The organism is Streptomyces sp. ISL-10 (assembly GCF_018614575.1).
Lineage (GTDB): Bacteria > Actinomycetota > Actinomycetes > Streptomycetales > Streptomycetaceae > Streptomyces.
Genome location: NZ_JAGGOJ010000007.1, coordinates 111,965 through 137,073, shown reverse-complemented (window position 1 = coordinate 137,073; position 25,109 = coordinate 111,965). Strand labels below are relative to the sequence as shown.

Sequence of the window (25,109 nt, the reverse complement as noted above, 5' to 3'; positions counted from 1 at the left end):
GCGTAGGGACAGCCGGGTGGGCCGACAACAGATGGCTCATCTATCGCCCGTTGTTGTGTTGGGGGGAGGCTGACTAAGGGGGAGATGTGCGTCGGTACCGGTGCGGCACGGCTCTGCGGGTCCAAAGTAACGGGTTTTCTGTGACCTTTTTGCCGGTGGCCGGATCCCATAAGGTACCCGGCATGGCCACTCCGATCCTGCAACGCTTCACGCTGCCCAACGGTCTGCGGGTAGTTCTCTATCCGATAACAGGCGTTCCGGCTGTCGGCGTCAGTGTTCACTACGACGTAGGTTTTCGGTCCGAACCCCAGGGTCGCACCGGCTTCGCCCACCTCTTCGAGCATGTGATGTTCCAGGGCAGCGAGAGCGTTGACCGGATGGAGCACTTCGGACATGTGCAAGCAGCAGGCGGTACCGCCAACGGATCGACGCATCAGGACTACACGGATTTCTATCAAGTGGTTCCGTCAGCCGCTCTGGAGCGAATTCTGTTCCTCGAGGCCGATCGGATGCGCGCGCCGAGACTGACGGAAGAAAATCTGCGGACCCAGGTGAACGTGGTCAAGGAGGAGATCCGGCTCAATGTTCTGAACAAGCCCTATGGCGGCTTCCCCTGGACAGTGCTGCCGGGCCTGCTGTTCCGGACCTATCCCAATGCGCACAACGGCTATGGGGATTTCACCGATCTCGGGCGGGCCACGGTCGACGAGTGTGCCGCGTTCTTCGATGCCCACTACGCGCCGGGCAACGCCGTCCTGACGATCGCCGGCGACATCGAACCTGCCCGGACGGCCGAGTTGGTCCACCGGCACTTCCAGGATGTCCCGTCGCGGCGACTGCCCCCGGCCGTGGACCTGAGCGAGCCGGCACCCGATCAGGAGCTCAGGGGGGAGCACCTCGACCCCCATGCGCCGATGCCGGCCACAGCGGTCGGCTACCGCATGCCGGACCCGCTCTCCGATCTCGACGCCTATCTGGCCCACATGGTGCTCTGCGCCGTCCTCACGGGTTCGGGCGAGTCGTCCAGGCTCAAGCGCCGGCTGATCCATGGCGCCTCCCCGCTGGTCACGGATGTGAGCACCGGCTGCGGTCTCTTCGGTGCTCTGGAGGCCCGCGATCCCGAGACGTTCCTGTGCGTCGCGACGCATCCGCAGGAGACGTCGACCGACCTGTTGCTGGACGTGCTGGACCGCGAGCTCGAGGACTTGGCGGCGAAGGGCCCCGCCGAGGAGGAGCTGATGCGGGCCACGGCGTTGAGCAGCGTGGGCATGCATCGCAAGGCCGACATGTTGCTGGCGCGGACGCGCGCCCTCGGTGCGCAGGAGGTGCTCTTCGGCAGAGCCGAGCTGGTGGACGAACTGCCCGGCCGGCTCGCCGCCGTCACCGCGGAGGACCTCGCGCTGGCCGCCAAGTCGCTGCGGCCGGACTCACGCGGCGTGCTCAGTCTCCGCCCCGCTCCGTAGCTGATATTCCGCCCGAGCCTGTCAGAAAGCTGATCCGTGATCGATACGTCTTTGGTCCGCGCTTCCTCGGGGGAGCCTGCCCGTACCCATCGCAGCGCCGAGGAGATCGGCCGCACCGCTGCCGGCCCCCGCGCGCTGCCGGCCCTCGATGTCCGCAGGCGCTACACCTCGCCGGCGATGGCCGACACGGTCCTGCCCAACGGGCTGCGGGTGATCGCCGCCCGGCACCCGTCGATCCCGATGGTCGAGATGCGGATGTCGGTGCCCTTCGCCGGTGCCACGTTCGAGCACGTGGCCACGGCCGAGGTGCTGGCCACCACCTTGTTCCGTGAGGGGCGTCCTTCCCGGGAGGGCATGGACGCGGCAATGGGCCGTCACGGCGTCACCCTGGCCGCCAGTCGCTCGTCCCGGTGGCTTCACATCTCCGGATCGGCGCCCGCGCACGCACTGGGTACGCTGCTCGGCACCCTGGCCGACGCGCTGACCCACGGTGCCCCCGACGAGGAGGAGATCCGCCAGGTACGTCTCCGGATGGTGCGTCAGATCTCCGTGATCCGGGCGCAGCCGCAGGTGATTGCGCAAGAGGCTCTGCTGGCGCTTTGCTACGGAGAGATGCCCGGTCTGCAGGAGGTGCCTTTCCCTGCACCGGTGGAAGCCGTCACGGCCGAGTCGGTACGGGTGTTGCACAGGGCCCTCGTACGTCCACGAGGGACCGCGCTGGTACTGGTGGGGGACCTCGATCCGGAGCGGGCTGTGGACCTGGTGACCGCTGCAACCGAAGACTGGGGCGGTGCCGGGACGATCACGGCACCGGCGACGCTCCCGCCGACGCCCGGCGGGCGGGTCGCACTCGTGCCCCGGGCGGACGCGGTCCAGTCGCAGATCAGACTCGTCCGCCCTGTGGTGGCACGCACCGACGACCGTTTTCCCGCTCTGAGTCTGGCCAGCCTGGTATTCGGTGGCTACTTCTCCTCACGTCTGGTCACGAACCTCCGTGAAGCCAAGGGGCTGGCCTATCGTGCGGATGCGGGTTTCCACGACCACCTGGACCGGCTGGTTGTCGGTATCGAGGCGGACACCGCTACGGAGGCTACGGCGCAGGCCTACCGTGAGATCCGCGCCGAGCTGGGGCGTCTGGTCGGTGACCCGCCGTCCGCGGCGGAGATCGACGCGGCCCGGGAGTACACCATCGGTATGGCAATGCTCGCTCTGTCCTCCCAGGCGGGGTTTGCCACCAGTGTGATGACGGCCGTTTCTCTGGGGCATGAGCCGGAGCGGGTGACCACGTTCCCGGAGCTCCTGCGCACCGTCACTCTGGGCCAAGTCGCCGACGCAGCACGGGAGTTCTTCGATCCCGATTCCTTCAGCGGGGTCATTGTCGGCGATGAGGGCAAGCTCGCCTCCCTGTTGAGTGCGGCGGGCGGAGGCGGCGTCGCAGCGAGCGCCGCGTCGAGCTGATTCCGGGCAACGCCGCCCCCGAGGGCGGATGGTTCGGAAAGTCCGTATTGGGCAACCTCAAATAAGGCCCAAGTTTGTTGCCCGCATAATGCGCCAGCTATATGATCTTGGTGTCGTTACGCGTTCCGCGCGCGGCCGACGAGCTTCACTTGAGAGATCGACCGAATCTTTCCAACGGGGAACTGTGAAATTATCAGAAGAGGTTGACCGCTGCTTGTGAACGGATTCACGACTGTTTGAGCTGCGTCTTCAGGCGAAATGCCTGGACCTGGTCTCGCAGTCGATGCGGTTCACGAGGGGATACGTCGGTGGAGCGGGATGACCTCCGTTCCACGCGGCACTCCGCAAATCTGACGCCAGGGTTGCCTGTCGATCGGCGGGCCCCTGCGGGTGTTGAAATGGAGACGAGAGGCGATGTCACGCCCTCCGGTAATGCCAGCTGCCGAAAAACTAAAGATCGTCCTGGGGGTTCTGTCGGGGGAACACACGATCGCCGAATCCGCCCGCCGGGCCGGCGTGTCCGAACAGTCCGTGGGGAATTGGAAGCGACAATTCCTGGATGGCGGACGTACGAGCCTCGAAGGAGGTGCCTCACGCATCGCCCAGCGTGAGCGTGATCTCCTTTCCGAAATCACGGAACTGAAGACGGCACTGGGTGAGGCGTATGTCCAATTGAGGGTACGGAGAAAGTCGGGCGAATACCGCACCGTCCCTTTTCAGAACTCGAGGCAATCAGAGAGGACGCCAGGATCAATGTCTCGAGGTTCTGCGAGATCTTGGGAATCCCGCGGCGAACCTACACGCGCTGGAAGATGAAGCACACGCCCTCAGCCCGGCGCGGCTGAGGCCGGCTGATCCGGATGTCCGACACCCCCTGGCGGCGACTGCCGCCAGGGGGTGTCGGTGTCCTTGCGGTGCTCACAGGACCGAAAGCGAGCCGGGCAGCGCCTGCGCGCCGTCCTCGTCGATCAGCTCCGCGATGGACGAGGCGTACTCGAGCAGTTCGGAATGCCATCCCATGTACGCGGCGAAGTCGTGCGCGTGAGTGAAGATCCGCAGCGCCGCCGCGCGCCCCGCCGCCACCCGGTCGGCCGGCACACCGTACGCCTGGCACAGCCCGCCGAGAGCGGCGTGGTAGTCCCGCGGGTCCATGACCAGGCCCGGTGTCCCGCGCAGGAGCGTCATCCGCCATTCCGCGAACTCTCCCAGCAGCCAGCCCAAATCGAAGTCCGCGGGCCCGCGGGCCACGTCCTCACCGGTGAGCAGGCAGCCGCTTCCCGGCCCGCTCCCCGCGATGACCGATCCCAGACTCGGTGCCCCGTGCAGGAAGACGCCGTCCGCGAGATCGGTGGCCAGCGACTCGCACCAGCCCTCCACGTGGCTCCACCGGGCAGTGCCGAGCCGTCGGCGGACCACAGTGTGGAAGGCCGTCGCGGCCCGCGGTCCTCTGCCGTGACGCATCCATGCCGCCAGCCGGGCCGGGCCCGGCGGCCCGGACGCTGCCAGGGAGGGATCCGCGGTGTGGAGCAGACGCAGGCCATGGCCCGTACTGGCCATGGCCGAAGCGACGCGCCCCGGAGTGAGGCGGGGATCGCTCCCCACGCAGAGCTTCGCCACTGCGACCGGCCCAGGGACCCGGTAGAGCAGGGCGTCCCCGACCACCTCCGGGAGCGCCAGGAACGGGTTCGTCGGCTCCAGGGAGCGGATCGCGGAGCGGACGGGAGCGCTGGGAGGGGTCAGGGGTGCCGGACGGTCGGCGCCCGGCCGACGGACCCACGCATAACCGCGGTCGTCCGCGTGGACGGCTGTCCGCAGGAAGCCGGTAGCGAATTCCTCCACCGGAGGCGCGGTGGTACCCGTCACTGCGCGCCCCGGTGCTCGGCGCCACCGGCCGCCAGCCGCGCCCGGAGGCGTTCGAGTGCGGGTACGACCTCGGGCAGCGGGGTGGCGACGGCGGCGTCCATACGTCCGGTTGTCACGCTGAAGCCGGGCTGCGGGGGCACCACGGTCACGTTGGGGCGCTGTTCGAGCGCCGCGACGTGTTGCCGGTAAGCGAACGATTCCACTCCGGAGGGTGGCAACGCCGGAGCGACGGCGATGGGTGCCCGGGTGCATTGCAGGGCGAGCATGAGGGGCGTGTCGGCGACGCCGAGCGCCAGGCGGCTGACGAAGTGGAACGTTGCCGGGTGAACCACGATCGCGTCCGGCCACTGCGCGAGCTCGACGTGACGAGCGCCCACTTCGGGCTCGTCCGGCCACACATCCCGCAGTACCTCGTCGCCGGCGAACGCCGTGAGCGCGGTCCGCGTGACGAACCGTTCTGCGGACCGGGTGACCATCGTCCGCAGCTCGACAGCGGGGTACGCGGTCCGCAGCCAGTTGACCCACATCGGCATGAACATCACCCCGATGGCGCCGGTTCCGACGAAGAGTACTTTGCGGGCACCGAATGCCGGCGCCGATCCCGCGGGCACCTGTGTCGCTTCAGCCATGGAGCCGGTCTTCGGCCGCGAGGATCTCCTGGAGATCGGTCATGGTGGCGCCCAGCCCTTCCGTATGGATCACGCCGGCCGGATTCAGCACGACCTCGTCCACGCCGTTGAGCCGGTAGCGGTGGAGTTCGGCCGCGATCTCGTCGGGCGTCCCGGACACGAATACACCCGCGTCCACCAAGGCGTCCGCCCCCGCGTCCGGATCGTCCGCGTACGCCTGCACCCCCGCCCGGCGCAGCATGTCGGTGTAGTGGGCGGCGCTGAGATGAGCGCCCGCGCCCCGGCGGGCCGCCAGGCGGATGTCACGACCGGGCCGGGCGACGGCGACATGGACCACGGTCGCGACACGTGGGGCCTTGCGGCCTGCCTCCGCCGCACCCTCGGCCAGTGCGGGCACCAGCGTGTCGGCGACGTAGTCGGCGGGCGTCATCCAGGTGACGGCCACGTCGGCGACAGCGCCTGCCATCCGCGCCATCCGCGGGCGCAGCACGCCGAGGCCGAGCTCGACCGGCGGGGCGTCCAGGGAGATGAGTTGCGCGTCGATGGAGTGGTATTCGCCGTCGTGGCGCGCCACTTTGCCGTCGAGCAGCTCCCGCATGGAGGTCATGTACTCCCGCATCGCGGTGAGGGGCTTGGCGTAGCGGGCCGGCAGCAGGGATTCCTGGAACTCCGGGGCGGCCGGGCCGATACCGGCCACGTACGGTGCGCCGGTGAGCGCGGCGACGGAGCGCGCCTGCACGGCGGCGTCATAGGGGTGCCGCAGGGGCGCGAGGGTCACTCCGCTGCCCATGGGGATCCGTAGTCCCATGCCGGCCAGGGTCGCGAAGAGTTGGTGCGTGTCCAGGCGCAGGGACTGCCCGAGCCACAACCTTCCCGAACCACGGCGTTGCAGCAGTCGGGCGACGGGAAGGATCTGCCCGGTGTTCGTGGGCTGGATCGGGTACATGATGCTGGTTTTGTGCCGGGGGGCCATGGTTTTTCTTCCCTCAGTAGGAGCGTTGGCCGACGAGTTCGCGGCGCGCCGTCAACCGGCTCCCGGACTCACGACGTGAGGAGTTGAGCAGGAGCCGGGGGGCGAGCAGCAGGCCGAGCAGGATCCAGCCGCCGAGAACACCGAACGTCTGCCAGTGCTGCCACGCCTGACCGGTTTCGGCGACGATCGCGCTGTCCGGCAGCAACGCCGAGCGAACGCCCTGTGCGATCCACTTGAGCGGGAAGACCTGGCCGATGACCTGCAGCCACTGCGGCATGCTCGTGACCGGGAAGAAGATTCCCGAGACGAAGAGCAGTCCGATCATGGGGATCATGACCCAGGCCAGCGCCTGGCGCGGATTGGGCAGAACGGCGCCGACTGCCGCGCCGATCAGGGTGAGGGCGACCAGACCCAGGGTGACGACCCAGAGGAGCGTGCACCACTGGCCGAGACTCTGCGGGAACCCGGAATCGGTGATGGCTGCGCCTCCGACGAGGAGGACCACGATGCTGAGGACAGCGATCGTGATGACCATCAGGGTCTTGCCCACGAGGTAGGCGAACATTCCGCCGGGTGTGCCCCTCAGGCGCAGCAGCGTGCCGTCCTCGCGCTCCGTGGCCAACTGCTGCGGCAGCCAGACCATCGCGACCAGGAGGAGCAGCGACGCCACGCCTCCGGCGATCACCATTTGGGAGGAGGCCACCGAGCTGCCCGGGATGTTCCCGGTCTGCAAGGACGCGGTGAAGAGGAACATGGCCGGGTTGCCCAGATGCCCCAGGTACTCACGCGGGGTGCGCACGGTCTGCCGCAGTTCGGTCTTTCCCCGGTGCAGCCCAACGACGAGGGCCTGTCGGCTGATCACGCTTCCTCCTGGTGGAGCATGCCCAGATAGGTGTCCTCCAGCGTGGGCCGGCGCACCTCCAGGTCGGGGATCGGTCCGCCGAGCCGGGTGTGGAGTTCCCACACCAGACGGGACGGGTCGTTGGTCTGCTGATGGTGCCGCTCTCCGGCCTCCGACCAGCGGACCTCCGCGTCCGCCTGTATCTGGGCGGCCAGTTGTTCGATGGACCCCGAGGCGATGAGTCGGCCCCCGACCAGCACCGCGATGTGATCGGCCAGTCGTTCCGCCTCGGCGAGATCGTGGGTGGTGAGCAGGACGGTCATGCCTTCCACCGAGCTGAGCCGTTCGACCAGTGTGTGGAAGTCGCGCCGAGCCTCCGGGTCGAACCCGGTGGTCGGTTCGTCGAGGAAGAGCAGTTCCGGCTTACCGATGATGCCCAACGCGACATCCAGGCGCCGCCGCTGGCCGCCCGACAGCTTCTGGCACTCCTGGCCGGCCTGCTCGGTCAGCCCGACGGTGTCCAGCAGCTCCTGCGGGTCGCGGGCGTCGGGGTAGTACAGCGCGAAGTGCTCGACCAGATCCTGGACCCGCCAGCGGGCATGGTCGCGCCAGGACTGCATGACGATGCCCACCCGGGCCCGCCACGCGTCTCCGGCGTTCTCGGGATCGGTCCCCAGCACGCTGACGTCGCCGCTCGAACGGCGACGGAACCCTTCGAGGATCTCAATCGTGGTGCTCTTCCCCGCCCCGTTCGGGCCGAGCAGCGCGAGCACCTCGCCGCGCTGTACGTCGAGGTCCACTCCGTGGAGTACGTCGCGTGACCCATAGCGCATCCGCAGGTTGCGGATGCTGATCGCGGGAGGAGCTGTGCCGGAGGACGGCGCCGCTGCCAGCGGCGCTGCTGCGGGAATGACCATAGTGCTGGACACTAATGTTCCGACGTTCTCCGCACGTGCCTGCAGAGGAGGTTGGCCCAGGTGCCGACTGCGTTTCCCGGGGCGTGATTCACGGCTTCTGACCTGGTCAAACGGTTCTTCGGGCAGCCGGGTGCCAAATAAACGACTGCGTCGCTTACTTGTCGAACGGCCAGCCCTGCCCCACACGCCCGGGGGCGGGGCGGCACCCGACGTGACGCGGGGTCGGCGACGTTCCCTGCCCGCGGCGTCACACCTGCGAACCCGAAGAGTCTCCCACCCACCCGGGTGCCGCCGCTCAGCCCCTCGACACGGTCCTCGCGATCGCGCCGCATCCCGGTGGACGGGTTCGTGCAGCCCGTGAAGTACAGACCCTCCGCACCCTCGGCCGCGCACCCGCGTCGCGCCCGCGGCTGCCCCCGGTCGTCCGGTACACCGAGGTGGCCCACCAGGCCCCGCCGGTAGCCCGTCGCCGCGATCACCGCGTCCGGGCTGATGCGGGTGCCGTCCGCCAGTACCACCTTGCGGTTGTCGAACGACTCCACCGCCGTGACCACTTCGACCGGCCCGCCGCGCACCGCGTCGATCAGGCCCGCGTCGGGCATCGGGATCGCGCCCTCCCGCACCCGGGAGTACAGGCAGGTGTCGGGTCGCGGCAGGCCCTGTTCGGTCAGGTCCGGGACCGCGACGCGGCACAGCAGGTCGCCCGCACGGTCCACCAGCCCTACCGGCAGTCGGCGTACGAGGATGCCCGTGCGCTGGGCCGGCCAGCCCGCTGTGAGTCTCTCTGGTCGACCTGCTCGACGACGCCGATGTGACCCCGCGGCGTCACCTTCCGCCGCCATCGGCCCCCGGCCTGTCTCCCGACGAACTCGCCCAGGTACGCACCGCCTTCACACAGGCCACGGCGCTCCTGCGTGATCGTCTCCCGACGCCGCCCCAATCCCTGTCCGGGTCTCGCGGTCGGCACCCCGGAGCGGTGGCGCAAGGTTGCCTTTACGGCAACCGTCCGGTTCGGAGAGTCGTCGGCTCGGCCTCCTCCAGGTCCTGGATCCGGCACTACCGGGCACTGCCCTTCCACACCGGGGAAAAGCCTGCCCGGCGCCCCTTCCCATGCGCACCGGGTTTGCCGTGCCCCTCCCTCGGTGCGCCCCTCGTTCTGTCCGGCCTCACACGGCACCCGGAAACCCCAGCTCAAAGCACGTACAGACCCGCCCCGAGAGTCAGCGCCAAGTCAGCACACGGCCAGGAAACAGGCTGATCCGGCCGGAGAGAACAGGAAGGGGCCAGACCATAAGATCTGGCCCCTGAACTGGGGTTTTACTGCCTGACCAGCATCTCAGCCGATCATGGCGTCAGCCCGTCACACGTTGAAGCGGAACTCCACCACGTCCCCGTCCTGCATCAGGTACTCCTTGCCCTCCATGCGCGCCTTGCCCTTCGCGCGGGCCTCCGCGACCGAGCCCGTCTCCACCAGGTCCGCGAAGGAGATGACCTCCGCCTTGATGAAGCCCTTCTGGAAGTCGGTGTGGATCACGCCGGCCGCCTCGGGGGCCGTGGCGCCCTTCTTGATCGTCCAGGCGCGGGACTCCTTCGGGCCCGCCGTCAGGTACGTCTGCAGGCCCAGCGTGTCGAAGCCCACGCGGGCCAGCGTCGCCAGGCCCGGCTCCTCGGCGCCGACCGACTGGAGCAGTTCCATGGCGTCCTCCTCGTCGAGCTCGGCGAGGTCCGCCTCCAGCTTGGCGTTCAGGAAGATCGCCTCGGCCGGGGCGACCAGGGCGCGCTGCTCGTCCTTGAAGGCGTCGTCCGTCAGCTCGTCCTCGTCGACGTTGAAGACGTAGAGGAACGGCTTCGTGGTGAGCAGGTGCAGGTCGTGCAGCAGCTCGTCCTTCTCGGAGCCCTGGAGGATGCCCTGCGAGAAGAGCGTGTCGCCCCTCTCCAGGATCTCCTTCGCCGCCTCGACGGCCGCGACCTTCGGGGCCACGTCCTTCTTGATCCGGGACTCCTTCTGGAGCCGGGGCAGGACCTTCTCGATCGTCTGCAGGTCCGCGAGGATCAGCTCGGTGTTGATCGTCTCGATGTCGTCCTTCGGCGAGACCTTGCCGTCGACGTGCACGACGTTCTCGTCCTTGAAGGCGCGGATGACCTGGCAGATCGCGTCCGACTCACGGATGTTCGCCAGGAACTTGTTGCCCAGGCCCTCGCCCTCGCTCGCGCCGCGCACGATGCCCGCGATGTCGACGAAGTCGACCGTCGCCGGGAGGATCCGCTGCGAGCCGAAGATTTCGGCCAGCTTGGTGAGCCGGGCGTCCGGGACGCCGACGACGCCCACGTTCGGCTCGATGGTGGCGAACGGGTAGTTGGCCGCCAGCACGTCGTTCTTGGTCAGGGCGTTGAACAGGGTCGACTTGCCGACATTCGGCAGGCCGACGATTCCGATCGTGAGCGACACGTTGGCGACTTCCTGAGTGGAGAGTGAGGACTGGCGGGGGCCGTACGGCCCTGTTTGGAGGGGGCCGATCCACCAGTTTACGGGCGGGGCGCGCCGGGCAGCGACGGCCGCCGGAAGTCGAACGAACGGCCAAGGTCGGCCAAAGGGCGTGTCTGGTACCTCCGTACCGGCTCCCGGCGACCTACGTTGGTCGATGTGGAGCAGCACAGGACTCGTCGCCCCCAGCCTCGGCAGCGACCGCAGGACACTCTTCCCGCCCGGGGCGCACTCGCCGACGGGACCGTCTACCCCGTGCCCGCCCGGCCTCCGCGGCCGGCGCCGCCGGTCGTCCTCGCACTGCGCCGGCTGCCGAACCCACGACTGACCGGCCTCGGCGCCGGACTTTTCGGGGCCACGGTCATGCTGGTGCTCGGCGGCCTGGACCGGCTGCTCCTGGACGGCTCCGCGGTGGTCTACGGGCTGCTGTTCCTGTCCGTCAGCGCGCTGACCGCACTGTGGGTGCGCGAGGCCGACGTGGTGATGGCTCCGGTCATCGTCCCGATCGCCTTCGCCGTGGGGATCGTGCCGATCTCGGGCGGCGACGGCGGCTTCGGCGGGCAGACCATGGCCGTCGTCACCGCGCTCGCCGTGCACGCGGGCTGGCTGTACGGCGGGACGCTGATCGCCGGACTGATCACCTGCGTACGCAAGGTACGGATGATGGGGCGCCGCCAGCGGCGGGCCCGTGCAGCGCAAGGACCGGGGCGGTCGGGCGAGAGCGGCACGGGCGGCCGCACGCGCCAGGGCTGACCCCGCGGGCAGCAGCACGTGTCACGGCTGCCGGCCTGAGCGGACAGGACGCGTCACGACTGACCGCCTGGGCAGGCCGCACGCGGGGCTGACGGTTCGGGGACGGCCACCCCCGCAAGCGGCCCCCGGCGGCCCCGCGCGATTCAGCGCCCCGCCGCCGCCATCGCCGCCCCCACGATGCCCGCGTTGTTCTGCAGCTCCGCGGTCACGATCTCCGCCCGCACGCCCTCGATCAGCGGCAGGAACTTGTCGGCCTTGCGGCTCACTCCGCCGCCGATGACGAACAGTTCCGGGGAGAACAGCATCTCCACGTGTGCCAGGTACTTCTCGACCCGACGGGCCCAGTGCGCCCAGCTCAGGTCCTCGTCCTCCTTGGCCTTGCTGGAGGCGCGCTTCTCGGCGTCGTAGCCCTTCAGCTCGAGGTGGCCCAGCTCGGTGTTGGGGACCAGGCGGCCGTCGATGAAGACCGCGCTGCCGATGCCCGTACCGAACGTCAGCAGGACCACCGTGCCCTTGCGGTCGCGGCCCGCGCCGAACGTCATCTCCGCCACGCCCGCCGCGTCCGCGTCGTTCAGCACGGTCACCGGCAGTCCGCCGAGGCGGTCGCCGAGGAACCGTGCCGCGTCCTTGTCGACCCAGCCCTTGTCGACATTGGCCGCGGTGCGGGTGATGCCGCCGGTGACGACGCCGGGGAACGTGATGCCGACCGGTCCGGTCCAGCCGAAGTGGGCGACCACCTCGGCGACGCCGTCCGCCACCGCGTCCGGCGTCGATGGCTGCGGGGTCAGCACCTTGTGGCGCTCCGCGGCCAGGTCGCCCCGCTCCAGATCCACGGGAGCGCCCTTGATCCCGGAACCGCCGATGTCCACTCCGAAGACGTTCATGGACACAACGTTACGGGGAGGTGCTGACGGTTACGAGCGGGATCGGCGGGCCCCGGCGTGACCTACTGGCCGGACAGCTCGGCCGCCTCGGCGCGCAGGTCGCGGCGCAGCTCCTTGGGCAGCGAGAAGGTGATGGACTCCTCTGCCGCCTTGACGATCTCGACGTCCTCGAAGCCTCGCTTCGACAGCCACTCCAGCACGCCCTCGACGAGCACCTCGGGCACGGAGGCGCCGGAGGTGACGCCGACCGTGGAGACGCCCTCGAGCCACGCCTCGTCGATCTCCTCGGCGAAGTCGACCAGGTGCGCGCCGTGGGCGCCCGCACCCAGTGCCACCTCGACGAGCCGTACCGAGTTCGACGAGTTCTTCGAGCCGACGACGATGACGAGGTCGGCCTCGGCGCCCATCTGCTTGACGGCCGTCTGACGGTTCTGCGTCGCGTAGCAGATGTCGTCGCTCGGCGGGGAGATGAGACCGGGGAACTTCGTCTTCAGGGCATCGACCGTCTCCATCGTCTCGTCGACGGAGAGCGTGGTCTGGGAGAGCCAGACGACCTTGTCCGGGTTGCGGACCTCGACGTTGGCGACGTCCTCCGGGCCGTCGACGAGCGTGATGTGGTCGGGGGCCTCGCCGGAGGTGCCGATGACCTCCTCGTGGCCCTCGTGGCCGATGAGGAGGATGTCGTAGTCCTCCTTGGCGAAACGCACAGCCTCCTTGTGGACCTTGGTTACCAGCGGACAGGTCGCGTCGATGGTCGCGAGCTTCCGCTCGGCGGCCTCCTCGTGCACGATCGGCGCCACGCCGTGGGCGGAGAACATGACGATCGACCCCTCGGGGACCTCCGCCGTCTCGTCGACGAAGATCGCGCCCTTCCTCTCCAGGGTCTGCACGACGTACTTGTTGTGGACGATCTCGTGGCGGACGTAGACGGGGGCCCCGTACTGCTCCAGGGCCTTCTCCACGGCGATCACGGCACGGTCCACGCCCGCGCAGTAGCCACGGGGAGCGGCGAGGAGGACGCGTCGGGCAGGCGGCGTAGCAGTCATGCGTCCCATCGTAAGGCCGCCCACAGCGGGCGTTGATCGCCTGTGGACAGCGCACCGGCCGTACGCGAGCGACGGAGGGATCGCGACGGAGGCGCTGGTTCCGGAGTGGACCGGTGGGGTGTGGACGTCGATCGCCGTCGTGGTGACGACGCTGCTGAACCCGAGGGGCGTGCGGGAGCGCGCCCCACGGCGGCGGTGACGGGCAGCGGTGACCGTGACGGGGAGCGGTGACGCCTGGTGGTGACGACAGGGCGGCCGGTTCGGGTCGCGGGAGTTGTCGTACCCGGCCGTTACGCTCGCCCGTATGGCTCTCAACACGTCCGCGGAAGCCCCCCTGCCCGTCGGCGAGGTGTCGCGGCTCATCGGGGGGTGGATCGACCGGCTCGGGGCGGTCTGGGTGGAGGGACAGATCACCCAGCTGTCGCGGCGGCCGGGTGCCGGGGTCGTCTTCATGACCCTGCGCGACCCGTCGTACGACATCTCGGTGAGCGTCACCTGCTTCCGGCAGGTGTTCGACGCGGTCGCGGACGTGGTGTCCGAGGGCGCACGCGTCGTGGTGCTCGCCAAGCCGGAGTGGTACGCGCCCCGGGGGCAGCTGTCGCTGCGGGCAACGGAGATAAGGCCGGTCGGCATCGGTGAACTGCTCGCCAGGCTGGAACAGTTGAAGCGCTCCCTGGGTGCGGAGGGCCTGTTCGCGCCGGACCGCAAGCGGGCGCTGCCCTTCCTGCCGCACCGGGTGGGGCTGGTGTGCGGGCGGGCCTCGGCGGCCGAGCGCGACGTGCTGGAGAACGCGCGCCGTCGCTGGCCGCACGTCCGTTTCGAGGTGCGCAACGTGGCGGTCCAGGGCGTGCACGCCGTGACCCAGGTCGTCCAGGCGGTCAAGGAGCTGGACGCGCTGGACGACGTCGACGTGATCATCGTGGCGCGCGGCGGAGGCAGCGTGGAGGACCTGCTGCCGTTCTCCGACGAGCAGCTGGTGCGTGCCGTGGCCGCGTGCACGACACCCGTCGTGTCGGCCATCGGGCACGAGCCGGACGCGCCGCTGCTCGACCTGGTGGCCGACCTTCGCGCGTCGACGCCGACCGACGCGGCGAAGAAGGTGGTGCCGGACGTGGGCGAGGAGCTCCAGCGGGTGCGCCAGCTGCGGGAGCGTGCGCTGCGGACCGTAGAGGGGCTGCTGGACCGCGAGGAGCGCGGCCTGGCCCACTGTCTCGCCCGCCCGTGCATGGAGCATCCGCAGCGGATGGTCGAGCAGCGCGAGGAGGAAGTGGACGCGCTGCTGGCGCGCGGCCGGCGGGTGCTCGGGCATCTCCTCGACCGCGCGGACTCGGAGCTGGCGCACACCCGGGCGCGGGTGCTCTCGCTGTCTCCCGCGGCGACGATGAAGCGGGGTTACGCGGTGCTGCAGCGTGCCGACGGCGCGGTCGTCCGCTCGCCGGAGGACGTGAGCGCGGGCGACGGGCTGCGGGCGCGGGTCGCCCACGGGGAGTTCGCGGTGCGGGTCGAGGAGTGACGCGCGGGGACTGCGGCTCGGGCGCCCGCAGCGGACATATGTACGTTTCTGACACATAGGGTGGACGGCATGGCTGCCAAGACGGAAGAGGCCGCGCTCGGTTACGAGCAGGCGCGGGACGAGCTGATCGAGGTCGTACGCCGCCTGGAGGCGGGCGGGACGACGCTCGAGGAGTCGCTCGCACTGTGGGAGCGCGGCGAGGAGCTGGCGAAGGTGTGCCGCCATTGGCTGGAGGGCGCGCGGGCACGCCTGGACGCGGCGCTGGCCGAAGCCGAGCCGGACGGGGACGGCGGCGAGAGCTAGAGCGCCGGTTCCGGGGCCCGTGTGAGTCGGATCACGACACTCCGACTTTAGTTGAAGCTTGAACCTCATGCTTGTACGGTGAAGTCCTTGGTTGACCCACTATCCGTTTGCGGAAGGTATAGCCCCGATGTCGCTCGCTCTTGATCCCGCCGCCCAGGACCTCCTCTTCCGCGAGGCCCGCACCGCCAACACGTTCACCGACGAGCCGGTGACCGACGAGCAGGTCCAAGCGATCTACGACCTGGTCAAGTACGGGCCGACCGCCTTCAACCAGACCCCGCTGCGCGTCGTGCTGGTCCGCTCCGCCGAGGCCCGAGAGCGTCTCGTGACCCACATGGCCGAGGGCAACCAGGCCAAGACCGCAGGCGCCCCGCTGGTCGCGATCCTGGCCGCCGACAACGAGTTCCACGAGGAGCTCCCGACGCTGCTGCCGCACTTCCCGCAGGCCAAGGACCTCTTCTTCAGCGAGCGCCCGGCCCGCGAGTCCGCCGCGTCCCTCAACGCCGCGCTGCAGGCCGCCTACTTCATCGTCGGCGTCCGCGCCGCCGGACTGGCCGCCGGCCCGATGACCGGTTACGACGCCGCGGGCGTCCAGAAGGAATTCCTGGACGACGACCACACCCCGCTGATGGTCGTCAACATCGGCAAGCCGGGCGAGGACGCCTGGTTCCCGCGCTCCCCGCGCCTGTCGTTCGACGAGGTCGTCACCACCGTCTGAGCCGCCACGCGCGCCCGAGAGGGAAGGGAAAGGCCGCCGCACCCGGTCGGGTGCGGCGGCCTTCGCCGTATACGCGCGGCCTGCGCGCGGCGCTACTGCTATGTGGCCGGGCTCGTGGCGGCCGAGGGCTTCGCGGGCTCCTCCGGCGCACCCGGCCGGGGGGTGAGCGCGGCGGCCATCTCCGCCAGGCGAGCCGGGGAAGCCGTGCCGGTGACCACCGTCGTCGAGCCGTCGGCAGCCAGCACCAAGGCATCGTACTTGGGCCCCTCCCACAGCTGCCAGGTCTCGCCGGCCACCTGCCGGGTCCTGTCGGTCCGGACCGCCCGGTGGGTGACCTCGCGCACGTACTTGTCGGCGGGCTCGGCCGTGGACTGCTCCACCGCGACGTACTGGTCGTCCGGGTCGAGGAAGCCCACGTGCCAGGCGTGGGCGTCGGCGCGGTCGAAGCTGACCGACGTCGCCCTCCACTGCTCACCCAGCCCCTCCGGCACGGCCACCTGATACGGAGCCGCCCGCTGCGCCGTCACCAACTCGACGCGGTAGTCGACCGTCTTGATCGGGTCCGCGTTCTCGTCGTGCGGAACGAGCATGTAGATACCCGCCACGACGACGCCGATCACCGCCATGGACTGGAACATGCCACGGATCGTCTGCTTGCCTCGCATACCTGCCACGCCCCCCATCGTCGCATCCGCCCGTCCTGCTCACACGTGGCCCCCTCTGCTCATTTTGTCGACGTACCGATAGAGTCGCCCCACCCTCCTAGTTACGGCCGTCGTCGTACAGAAAGGTGCGCTCCGATGACCGAGCACCATCTGCCCGCCCCGCTTGAGGTCTCTCCCGAGGCCCCCGACCGCAACCTCGCCCTGGAGCTCGTGCGGGTCACCGAGGCCGCCGCCATGGCCGCCGGCCGCTGGGTCGGCCGCGGTGAGAAGAACGGCGCCGACGGCGCCGCGGTCAAGGCCATGCGGACCCTCGTCTCCACCGTCTCGATGAACGGCGTCGTCGTCATCGGCGAGGGAGAGAAGGACGAGGCCCCGATGCTGTTCAACGGCGAGCGCATCGGTGACGGTACCGGCGCCGAGTGCGACATCGCCGTGGACCCGATCGACGGCACGACCCTGACCGCCAAGGGCATGCCGAACGCCATCGCCGTGCTGGCCGCGGCCGACCGCGGGACGATGTTCGACCCGTCCGCGGTCTTCTACATGGACAAGCTGGTCACCGGCCCCGAGGCCGCCGACTACGTCGACATCAACGCGCCTGTCTCGGTGAACATCCGCCGGGTCGCCAAGGCCAAGCACTCCTCGCCCGAGGACGTCACGGTCGTCATCCTGGACCGTCCGCGGCACGACGGCATCGTCAAGGAGATCCGCGAGACCGGCGCGCGCATCAAGTTCATCTCGGACGGCGATGTCGCCGGATCGATCATGGCCGTCAAGGAGGGCACGGGCGTCGACCTGCTGCTCGGCATCGGCGGCACGCCCGAGGGCATCATCTCGGCCTGCGCGATCAAGTGCCTGGGCGGTGTGATCCAGGGCAAGCTGTGGCCCAAGGACGACGAGGAGCGGCAGCGGGCGATCGACGCCGGCCACGACCTGGACCGCGTCCTGAGCACCAACGACCTGGTCTCCGGCGACAACGTCTTCTTCGTCGCCACCGGCATCACGGATGGCGAGCTGCTGCGCGGCGTGCGCTACCGGGCGGAGACGGCGACGACGCAGTCCCTGGTGATGCGCTCCAAGTCCGGCACGATCCGCCAGATCGACTCCACCCACCGCCTGTCGAAGCTGCGCGCCTACAGCCAGATCGACTTCGACCGGGCGCAGTAGACCGGCGCGGCAGCGAGCGGCCCTCGACGGCCCTGCGGAACGAACGGGAAGGGGCGCCCCTGGTGAGGGGGGCGCCCCTTCCCGTCGTCGCGTGTGCGGGTCGTGCCCGCTGTGCGCTCAGGCCGCCGACGGGGACTTCTTGAGCTCCACCTCGCGCCGGCGGCGCCGGGCCAGGACCACCCGGCGCTCGGCCGCCGTGAGGCCGCCCCACACCCCGTACGGCTCCGGCTGGAGCAGGGCGTGCTCCCGGCACTCGACCATCACGGGACAGCGGGCGCAGACCCGCTTGGCCGCCTCCTCGCGCGACAGACGGGCGGCCGTCGGCTCCTTGGAGGGGGCGAAGAAGAGCCCGGCCTCGTCGCGGCGGCACACCGCCTCCGCGTGCCAGGGACCGGCCTGATCCTCCCGAGCAGGGATGCGCTGAGGCGGAACGGCGGCTACCTGCAAGGACTGATGCGGCAGTTGCAGCACGGTCTACTCCTGACGACGGATTCGCGAGCGAGAGACGATGCAGCAGTCCCTACCCGCTGTGCGCACTCCTATGCACTGAGTGGCACTGAGTTCCGACGCACGGAATTGCGTATCGGCACGCGCGGCGCGAAATGCTCCGGTCCGCGCGGCCGTCAGCCGAGGTGTTTGCGCAGGCGGTCGTGGAGATCGGAGATGCGGCGGCCCCTCTTGGGCTTGGCCTCGACATTGCCGAAAACGGAGTAGCCGTTGACGACGACCACGGGCGCCTCGGGGTCGGCGGCCTCCAGGGTGAGGACCTCGAAGTTCCCGAAGAAGCCCGTGCCGCTGCCGCGCAGCGTGATGTTCTCGGGGACGCGGACATCCACGCTGCCGAAAATGGACGTCGCGTTGATCACGGTGAGGCGCTGGCCGAACAGGGCCTCGGTGAGGTCGATCTCGACGCTGCCGAAGAGGGAGAACGCGTTCGTCCTGCGGCCGACACGCCAGCGGCCCTTGCGGGTGGAGCTGGAGAAGACGGCGACGAGGTTCTCGGCTGGGCCGGTGGGCTCGTCGGCCTCCTGGACGTACGGGGGGCCGCCGGTGCGCCGGACGGCCGCGGGCAAGTCCCTGACGATCGGCTCCAGTTCGCCGAGGGTCTTGGCACGGTAGACGGCGTCGATGCGCTCGGAGTGCTCCTCGGCGTCCAGCCGGCCCTCGGCCAGGGCGTCCCTGAGGATGTCCGCGATCCGGTCGCGGTCGGCGTCCGAGGCCCGGATGGCATGCTCGGCGCGGCCGGTCTCCACGGGCGCGGCCGGCTTCTGGGGCTGCTTCTCGAGGTCCACGGAATCAGCCTAGCGAAACGCGATAGATCGCGACCAGGGGCGACAGGGACGGAACCCGCCGCAATCGGCCGAATTCCCACGGACGGCCGCCCTGGCGCCGATTCACCCGCGTGTGCCCACCACCGACGCCCCACCCGGCCCGCCGCCACGCCGCCTGCGCCCGCACCCGCGCCCGCCCCCGGAAAGCCCACACCCGCGCCGGGATCCCGCGCCCGCCCCGGGAAGCCCGGTCCCGCGCCGGAAAGCCCGCACCCGGGAAGTGAGCCTTACCTCACAGGATCGGGGCCACGGGGGCGCTCTACGCTGGAGGGCGCTGCCAATGGAGGCCAGCCGCTGTCTGTGAAGTGAGGAATGGGCGAAATGCCGGAGTTCGCGTATACGGATCTGCTCCCCCTGGGAGAGGACACCACCCCGTACCGGCTGGTGACCGCCGAAGGTGTCTCCACCTTCGAGGCCGACGGGCGCACCTTCCTCAAGGTCGAGCCCGAGGCCCTGCGCACGCTCGCGGCCGAGGCCATCCACGACATCCAGCACTATCTGCGTCCGGCCCATCTGGCGCAGCTGCGGCGGATCATCGACGATCCCGAGGCGTCGTCCAACGACAAGTTCGTCGCGCTCGACCTGCTGAAGAACGCCAACATCGCCGCCGCCGGCGTGCTCCCCATGTGCCAGGACACCGGCACGGCGATCGTCATGGGCAAGCGCGGACAGAACGTGCTGACCGAGGGCGGCGACGAGGAAGCCCTCTCGCGCGGCATCTACGACGCGTACACCAAGCTCAACCTGCGCTACTCGCAGATGGCTCCGCTCACCATGTGGGAGGAGAAGAACACCGGCTCCAACCTGCCCGCCCAGATCGAGCTGTACGCGACCGACGGCGGCGCGTACAAGTTCCTCTTCATGGCCAAGGGCGGCGGCAGCGCCAACAAGTCCTTCCTCTACCAGGAGACGAAGGCCGTGCTCAACGAGGCGAGCATGATGAAGTTCCTGGAGGAGAAGATCCGCTCGCTCGGCACGGCCGCCTGCCCGCCGTACCACCTGGCGATCGTCGTCGGCGGCACCAGCGCGGAGTTCGCGCTGAAGACCGCCAAGTACGCCTCCGCGCACTACCTGGACGAGCTGCCGTCGGAGGGTTCGGAGCTCGGCCACGGCTTCCGTGACGAGGAGCTGGAGAAGAAGGTCTTCGAGCTCACTCAGAAGATCGGTATCGGCGCGCAGTTCGGCGGCAAGTACTTCTGCCACGACGTGCGCGTGGTGCGTCTGCCGCGCCACGGCGCCTCGCTGCCCGTCGCGATCGCCGTCTCCTGCTCGGCCGACCGCCAGGCCGTCGCGAAGATCACCGCCGAGGGCGTCTTCCTGGAGCAGCTGGAGACCGACCCGGCGCGCTTCCTGCCGGACACGACGGAGGAGCACCTCGCCGACGAGGGCGACGTCGTGCGGATCGACCTCAACCGTCCGATGGACGAGATGCTGGCCGAGCTGACGAAGTACCCGGTCAAGACGCGCCTGTCGCTGACCGGTCCGCTGGTCGTCGCACGTGACATCGCGCACGCGAAGATCAAGGAGCGGCTCGACGCGGGTGAGGAGATGCCGCAGTACCTGAAGGACCACCCGGTGTACTACGCCGGTCCCGCCAAGACTCCCGAGGGCTACGCATCCGGCTCCTTCGGCCCGACGACGGCGGGCCGGATGGACTCCTACGTCGAGCAGTTCCAGGCGGCCGGCGGCTCCAAGATCATGCTGGCCAAGGGGAACAGGTCCAAGCAGGTCACCGACGCGTGCGGCACGCACGGCGGCTTCTACCTCGGCTCGATCGGCGGCCCGGCCGCGCGCCTCGCGCAGGACTGCATCAAGAAGGTCGAGGTCGTCGAGTACGAGGAGCTCGGCATGGAAGCGGTGTGGAAGATCGAGGTGGAGGACTTCCCGGCGTTCATCGTGGTCGACGACAAGGGCAACGACTTCTTCCAGGATCCGGCGCCCGCGCCGACGTTCACCTCCATCCCGGTGCGAGGGCCGGGGCTGGGCTGAGCCGGGAGCGGCAGGGCTGGGCTGGCTGAGCCGGACGCGGCAGGGCCGGAGACGCCCGCAGGGGCGACTCCGGTCGCCGTGATCTACGCCAAGCGCTGCGCCGCCGAGCCGTCGCACGGCGTCAGGCGCGCGCCGTCGCCGGGCCGGCCCAGCGTCACGCACAACGACTGCGCCGCCGCCGGGCGGAGCGTCGCGCCGGAGCGGACGAACTGCTGGTTCGTGCCGCCGTGGCAGTCCCACACGATCAGTTCCGTGCCCGCCCGGTACGCGCCCTCCGGAACGTCCGCGCACCGGTCCTGGCTGAGTTCCGTGTGCAGGGAACGGCGCGCCGGGTCGTACCACCAGCCCTGGTTGCGGCCCGCGTGGCAGTCCCAGGCCACCAGGGGCGTGCCGTTGCGGGTCTCGGCGCCCTTGACGTCCAGGCACGGCCCCGCCGCCGCCTTCAGCGGGCGGTAGGCGTCGTCCCACGCCAGCGGGAGCAGCACCGGCCTGCCCGCCGACGCGACGTCCGCGCAGCTCGCCTCCCGCGCGGTCGATGCGTACAGCTGCGTCAGGCACGACGCGAAGGCAGCGTGGCCGCTTCGGTTCGGGTGGAAGGACTGGCGGACCGAGTTGGCGTCCGGCGGGAAGGGGTTGGTGAGGTCCACGTACAGCCCGCGCGCCCAGGTCTCCTCGTAGCAGACCTCGTGCCCGTGGAAGAGGCGGGAGTTGTCGAGGTACACGGCGCCCGTGCTGCGTGCGGCCTGGCGCATGCCGCGTTCGAAGGCGGGGACGGCGGTGTTGCGGCCCCACACCGTGTCGGAGTCGTAGCCCATGCCGCCGCAGACGAGCTTGCCGGGGAACTTCGGGTTGTCGCGGAAGTCCGGGCCGATCGGGCTCGGGTAGCCCATCACGACGAGCTTGTAGTCACCGTCCGCGTAGCCGGCGTCCCGCATGACGGTGCGCAGGTCGCGCACGGTCTGTTCGACCTTGGGGACCAGGGCGTCGACGCGGGCCTGCCAGCCGGGCGCGTACTTCGGCTCGCAGGGCCCCTGGAGGAGCAGGTAGCGGGTGACGCAGTCGGTCATCACGGGGCCGAACCGGAGGTCGTCGTTGGCGCCGGCGACCAGCAGCACCATTTTGATGCGGGTGTTGCGGGCCTTGACGGCGAGGTTGTCGCTCTGGACGAGTTCGTCGGCGTACTGCTTGTGGCCGCCGATGCGGATGTTGCCGGTGTACGCGCCGGAGCAGGAGACGTTGTACGTGACGTCCGCGGCGATGCCCGTGCGGTGGATCGCGGCGTCGGGCGAGCGGTGGCACCAGTTGTCGGGGCCGTTCGTGCCGGGCTCGTACGTGCCGACGCCCTCGCCGGAGATCTCGCTGTCGCCCAGCGAGATCAGGCCGGTCTTGCGCTGCGCGAGCGGGCGTTCCTCCGGGCTGCCGTAGAGTGCGGTCGCCTCGGCGGCCCGGACGGCTTCGAGTTCGGGCGGCAGCGGCACCGCCGCCGGCGACACAGCCGGGGCGCCGGACGCGGCGGGGGCGGTGAGCGTCGTCCCGCCCAGGACGGTGGCGAGTACAGCGGCGGCGGCCACGGTACGGCTCAGTGTGCGAAGCCTTGGGCCTGTTCCCTTCATTGCGCCTCCCCGAGTTGTGGTTACTCCGGGTATTTACTGGCGGGTAGCGCAGTTGGGAATAGGCGGAACAAGACAACTGCTCAACTTTTCCAGAGGATTCGGGAGGAAGGACAGCGATGAGCGACGCCGAGGTGGACGGGTTCCGGATCGAGCACGACTCCATGGGAGAGGTGCGGGTGCCCGCGCATGCCAAGTGGCGGGCGCAGACCCAGCGGGCCGTGGAGAACTTCCCCGTGTCCGGTCAGCGCCTGGAGCGCGCGCACATCGAGGCCCTGGCCCGTATCAAGGCGGCCGCGGCCCAGGTCAACGCCCAACTGGGCGTCCTGGACGCCGACATCGCTCAGGCGGTCGCCGCCGCGGCGGCGGAGGTCGCCGACGGCCGGTGGGACGATCACTTCCCGGTCGACGTCTTCCAGACCGGCTCCGGCACGTCGTCCAACATGAACGCCAACGAGGTCATCGCGACGCTCGCCACCGAGCGGCTGGGCCGCGACGTGCACCCCAACGACCATGTGAACGCTTCGCAGTCGTCCAACGACGTCTTCCCCTCCTCCATCCACATCGCCGCGACCGCGGCCGTCACGGGTGACCTGATCCCGGCGCTGGAGTACCTGGCGGGCTCCCTGGAGCGCAAGGCGACGGAGTTCGCGGCGGTCGTGAAGTCGGGCCGTACGCATCTGATGGACGCGACGCCGGTGACGCTCGGCCAGGAGTTCGGCGGCTACGCGGCCCAGGTCAGGTACGGCGTCGAGCGCCTGAAGGCGTCCTTGCCGCGGCTCGCCGAACTGCCCCTGGGCGGCACCGCCGTGGGAACCGGCATCAACACCCCACCCGGCTTCTCGGCCGCGGTCATCGCCGAGGTCGCGCGCACGACCGGCCTGCCGCTGACGGAGGCCCGCGACCACTTCGAGGCGCAGGGCGCGCGTGACGGCCTGGTGGAGACGTCCGGCCAGCTCCGTACGATCGCCGTCGGCCTGACCAAGATCTCCAACGACCTGCGCTGGATGGCGTCCGGACCGCGCACAGGGCTCGCCGAGATCACCTTGCCGGACCTCCAGCCCGGCTCCTCGATCATGCCGGGCAAGGTCAACCCCGTGATCCCGGAGGCCGTATTGATGGTGGCGGCCCAGGTGACGGGCAATGACGCCACGGTCGCGGCCGCGGGCGCAGCCGGGAACTTCGAACTCAATGTGATGCTGCCGGTGATGGCGAAGAACCTGCTGGAGTCGGTCCGGCTGCTGGCGTCCGCCTCCCGGCTGCTCGCCGACCGTACGGTCGACGGCATCACGGCGAACGTCGAGCGGGCACGCGAGTACGCCGAGTCCTCCCCCTCCGTCGTCACCCCGCTCAACAAGTACATCGGCTACGAGGAGGCCGCGAAGGTCGCCAAGAAGTCACTCGCCGAACGCAAGACGATCCGCGAGGTCGTGCTGGAGTCCGGCTATGTGGAGCGTGGCGCCCTGACCCTCGAGCAGTTGGACGAGGCGCTGGACGTGTTGCGTATGACGCACCCGTGACCCGATTCGCAGCGACGCGGGCGCCTTCCTCCTAAGATCTGCCCATGACAGGCACGGAACGCATCGCACGCTGGAGGCCGGGGGACCAGATCCTCTGGCGCTATCGCGGCCATGCCCCGGATCTGGACGGCTGCAGCGTGCACATCTGCCGGCCGGTGACGGTCGTACAGGACACCGCGGACCTGCTCGCGGTCTGGATGGCGCCGGGGACGGAGTGCGTGAAACCGGTCCTGGTGGACGGCACGCCCGTCCACCGGGAGCCGCTCGCCACCCGCTACACGGCCCCGCGCACGCTGACCCGGGACCGCTGGTTCGGCTCGGGGGTCCTCAAGCTCGCCCGCCCCGGGGACCCGTGGTCGGTCTGGCTGTTCTGGGAGACGGGCTGGCGGTTCAAGAGCTGGTACGTGAACCTCGAGGAGCCGCGCACCCGTTGGGCGGGCGGGGTCGACTCGGAGGACCACTTTCTCGACATCTCGGTGTATCCGGACCGAAGTTGGCTGTGGCGGGACGAGGACGAGTTCGCCGAGGCACAGCGCGTCGGCCTGATGGACGCCGAGAAGGCGGCGCGGGTACGGGCGGCGGGCCGGGCGGCCGTTGCCTCGATCCGGGCCTGGGAGACGCCGTTCTCGGCCGGCTGGGAGCACTGGCGGCCCGACCCGTCCTGGCCGGTCCCGAAGCTGCCCGCCGACTGGGCCCGCACCCCGTCCGCCCGCCTGGCATCGTGACGGGCACCGGGGGCGGGGCGGGGAAGGATCGATGGGGAGTGAAGCCGGCCGAAACATTGCGCTTCACCGACCACTCCGCCCGATCTCTCCGGCCCTGGGACACCGCGGGTTCCGTCCCGGTGTCCGATTCCGGTCAGTGATCGGGCTCCGGCGTATACGACCTCGTGAGACTCTTGATGCGCCCCCTGGGTGCAAACGTAGGATCGTCGTCCGCGAGGCTGCACCCTACGAGGGAGAGCTGAGCGCAGACCGAGGA

General features: G+C 69.9%; 24 protein-coding genes and 1 pseudogene. 12 read left to right on the top strand and 13 right to left on the bottom strand.

Features of this window, described 5'->3' with window-relative positions; genetic code table 11:
* Positions 1 to 140 precede the first annotated feature (140 nt).
* The 3 genes from J7E88_RS07305 to J7E88_RS07295 all read left to right on the top strand — a co-directional run bounded on the left by J7E88_RS07305 (position 141) and on the right by J7E88_RS07295 (position 3,737).
* Entirely contained in the window at positions 141 to 1,463 is a 1,323-nt protein-coding gene (locus tag J7E88_RS07305; RefSeq protein WP_308307400.1) for a pitrilysin family protein, read from the top strand.
* A 36-nt stretch (positions 1,464 to 1,499) separates the two neighbouring features.
* Positions 1,500 to 2,921: a pitrilysin family protein gene (locus J7E88_RS36980; protein ID WP_215178505.1), complete on the top strand. Its 1,422-nt coding sequence runs from the start codon at positions 1,500 to 1,502 to the stop codon at positions 2,919 to 2,921.
* Between the two features lie 414 nt (positions 2,922 to 3,335).
* Positions 3,336 to 3,737 (top strand): transposase, encoded by a 402-nt coding sequence (locus J7E88_RS07295; RefSeq protein WP_308307399.1) that lies wholly within the window; start codon positions 3,336 to 3,338, stop codon positions 3,735 to 3,737.
* 102 nt (positions 3,738 to 3,839) lie between these two features.
* Here J7E88_RS07295 and J7E88_RS07290 read toward each other — a convergent pair whose 3' ends face one another.
* The 7 genes and pseudogenes from J7E88_RS07290 to ychF form a co-directional block, all read right to left on the bottom strand.
* Positions 3,840 to 4,760, bottom strand: a complete 921-nt coding sequence (locus J7E88_RS07290; protein ID WP_215178503.1) for a hypothetical protein — start codon at positions 4,758 to 4,760, stop codon at positions 3,840 to 3,842.
* Between the two features lie 20 nt (positions 4,761 to 4,780).
* Entirely contained in the window at positions 4,781 to 5,413 is a 633-nt protein-coding gene (locus tag J7E88_RS07285; RefSeq protein WP_215178501.1) for a flavoprotein, read from the bottom strand.
* Positions 5,406 to 6,386 (bottom strand): LLM class flavin-dependent oxidoreductase, encoded by a 981-nt coding sequence (locus tag J7E88_RS07280; RefSeq protein WP_215178499.1) that lies wholly within the window; start codon positions 6,384 to 6,386, stop codon positions 5,406 to 5,408. The genes J7E88_RS07285 and J7E88_RS07280 overlap by 8 nt, the downstream gene beginning before the upstream one ends.
* A gap of 13 nt (positions 6,387 to 6,399) precedes the next feature.
* Positions 6,400 to 7,248: an ABC transporter permease gene (locus J7E88_RS07275; RefSeq protein WP_215178497.1), complete on the bottom strand. Its 849-nt coding sequence runs from the start codon at positions 7,246 to 7,248 to the stop codon at positions 6,400 to 6,402.
* A complete protein-coding gene (locus tag J7E88_RS07270) occupies positions 7,245 to 8,144 on the bottom strand; it encodes an ABC transporter ATP-binding protein (RefSeq protein ID WP_374196244.1) in 900 nt (299 codons plus the stop codon). Before J7E88_RS07270 ends, J7E88_RS07275 begins: the two co-directional genes overlap by 4 nt.
* 320 nt (positions 8,145 to 8,464) lie before the next feature.
* A pseudogene (locus tag J7E88_RS07265) lies at positions 8,465 to 8,986 on the bottom strand (NAD(P)/FAD-dependent oxidoreductase); the annotation flags it as partial.
* Between the two features lie 518 nt (positions 8,987 to 9,504).
* Positions 9,505 to 10,593: a redox-regulated ATPase YchF gene (gene ychF, locus J7E88_RS07260; RefSeq protein ID WP_215178494.1), complete on the bottom strand. Its 1,089-nt coding sequence runs from the start codon at positions 10,591 to 10,593 to the stop codon at positions 9,505 to 9,507.
* A 195-nt stretch (positions 10,594 to 10,788) separates the two neighbouring features.
* Between ychF and J7E88_RS07255 the strand changes: the two genes are divergently transcribed.
* Positions 10,789 to 11,382 carry a DUF6542 domain-containing protein gene (locus J7E88_RS07255; RefSeq protein WP_215178492.1) on the top strand — a complete coding sequence of 198 codons (594 nt, stop codon included), beginning with the start codon at positions 10,789 to 10,791 and terminating at the stop codon, positions 11,380 to 11,382.
* Positions 11,383 to 11,525: 143 nt separating this feature from the next.
* Here the strand turns inward: J7E88_RS07255 and ppgK are convergent, their stop codons facing one another.
* Positions 11,526 to 12,266, bottom strand: a complete 741-nt coding sequence (ppgK, locus tag J7E88_RS07250) for a polyphosphate--glucose phosphotransferase (protein WP_215178490.1) — start codon at positions 12,264 to 12,266, stop codon at positions 11,526 to 11,528.
* Between the two features lie 62 nt (positions 12,267 to 12,328).
* Positions 12,329 to 13,321 (bottom strand): 4-hydroxy-3-methylbut-2-enyl diphosphate reductase, encoded by a 993-nt coding sequence (locus J7E88_RS07245; protein ID WP_374196243.1) that lies wholly within the window; start codon positions 13,319 to 13,321, stop codon positions 12,329 to 12,331.
* On the opposite strand from J7E88_RS07245, the gene J7E88_RS07240 reads away from it, so the two are divergent.
* From J7E88_RS07240 to J7E88_RS07225, 4 genes are all read left to right on the top strand, one after another.
* Positions 13,311 to 13,511 (top strand): hypothetical protein, encoded by a 201-nt coding sequence (locus J7E88_RS07240; protein ID WP_215179017.1) that lies wholly within the window; start codon positions 13,311 to 13,313, stop codon positions 13,509 to 13,511. The genes J7E88_RS07245 and J7E88_RS07240 overlap by 11 nt on opposite strands.
* 105 nt (positions 13,512 to 13,616) lie before the next feature.
* Positions 13,617 to 14,825, top strand: a complete 1,209-nt coding sequence (xseA, locus tag J7E88_RS07235) for an exodeoxyribonuclease VII large subunit (RefSeq protein ID WP_215178487.1) — start codon at positions 13,617 to 13,619, stop codon at positions 14,823 to 14,825.
* Positions 14,826 to 14,894: 69 nt separating this feature from the next.
* Positions 14,895 to 15,128: an exodeoxyribonuclease VII small subunit gene (locus J7E88_RS07230; RefSeq protein WP_215178486.1), complete on the top strand. Its 234-nt coding sequence runs from the start codon at positions 14,895 to 14,897 to the stop codon at positions 15,126 to 15,128.
* Positions 15,129 to 15,255: 127 nt separating this feature from the next.
* A complete protein-coding gene (locus J7E88_RS07225; RefSeq protein ID WP_215178485.1) occupies positions 15,256 to 15,846 on the top strand; it encodes a malonic semialdehyde reductase in 591 nt (196 codons plus the stop codon).
* A 98-nt stretch (positions 15,847 to 15,944) separates the two neighbouring features.
* Here J7E88_RS07225 and J7E88_RS07220 read toward each other — a convergent pair whose 3' ends face one another.
* Complete coding sequence (locus J7E88_RS07220; protein WP_215178971.1) at positions 15,945 to 16,511, bottom strand: DUF4245 domain-containing protein; 567 nt, start codon at positions 16,509 to 16,511, stop codon at positions 15,945 to 15,947.
* A 135-nt stretch (positions 16,512 to 16,646) separates the two neighbouring features.
* On the opposite strand from J7E88_RS07220, the gene glpX reads away from it, so the two are divergent.
* On the top strand, positions 16,647 to 17,678 hold the full coding sequence (gene glpX, locus J7E88_RS07215) for a class II fructose-bisphosphatase (protein ID WP_215178484.1): 1,032 nt from the start codon (positions 16,647 to 16,649) through the stop codon (positions 17,676 to 17,678).
* A gap of 117 nt (positions 17,679 to 17,795) precedes the next feature.
* Here the strand turns inward: glpX and J7E88_RS07210 are convergent, their stop codons facing one another.
* Both J7E88_RS07210 and J7E88_RS07205 read right to left on the bottom strand, forming a co-directional pair.
* Positions 17,796 to 18,149, bottom strand: coding sequence for a WhiB family transcriptional regulator (locus J7E88_RS07210; protein ID WP_177150775.1), 354 nt, complete (start codon positions 18,147 to 18,149; stop codon positions 17,796 to 17,798).
* A gap of 152 nt (positions 18,150 to 18,301) precedes the next feature.
* Positions 18,302 to 18,970: a DUF1707 domain-containing protein gene (locus J7E88_RS07205; protein ID WP_215178483.1), complete on the bottom strand. Its 669-nt coding sequence runs from the start codon at positions 18,968 to 18,970 to the stop codon at positions 18,302 to 18,304.
* A 360-nt stretch (positions 18,971 to 19,330) separates the two neighbouring features.
* Between J7E88_RS07205 and J7E88_RS07200 the strand changes: the two genes are divergently transcribed.
* Positions 19,331 to 20,998 (top strand): fumarate hydratase, encoded by a 1,668-nt coding sequence (locus tag J7E88_RS07200; protein WP_215178482.1) that lies wholly within the window; start codon positions 19,331 to 19,333, stop codon positions 20,996 to 20,998.
* A gap of 83 nt (positions 20,999 to 21,081) precedes the next feature.
* On the opposite strand, the gene J7E88_RS07195 is transcribed toward J7E88_RS07200, so the two are convergent.
* Positions 21,082 to 22,611 (bottom strand): ricin-type beta-trefoil lectin domain protein, encoded by a 1,530-nt coding sequence (locus tag J7E88_RS07195; RefSeq protein ID WP_215178480.1) that lies wholly within the window; start codon positions 22,609 to 22,611, stop codon positions 21,082 to 21,084.
* Positions 22,612 to 22,727: 116 nt separating this feature from the next.
* Here J7E88_RS07195 and J7E88_RS07190 point away from each other — a divergent pair, with 116 nt between their 5' ends.
* Together J7E88_RS07190 and J7E88_RS07185 are read left to right on the top strand one after the other, a co-directional pair.
* Positions 22,728 to 24,128 carry an aspartate ammonia-lyase gene (locus J7E88_RS07190; protein ID WP_215178478.1) on the top strand — a complete coding sequence of 467 codons (1,401 nt, stop codon included), beginning with the start codon at positions 22,728 to 22,730 and terminating at the stop codon, positions 24,126 to 24,128.
* Positions 24,129 to 24,172: 44 nt separating this feature from the next.
* Positions 24,173 to 24,853 (top strand): DUF402 domain-containing protein, encoded by a 681-nt coding sequence (locus tag J7E88_RS07185; protein ID WP_215178476.1) that lies wholly within the window; start codon positions 24,173 to 24,175, stop codon positions 24,851 to 24,853.
* Positions 24,854 to 25,109: the final 256 nt, after the last annotated feature.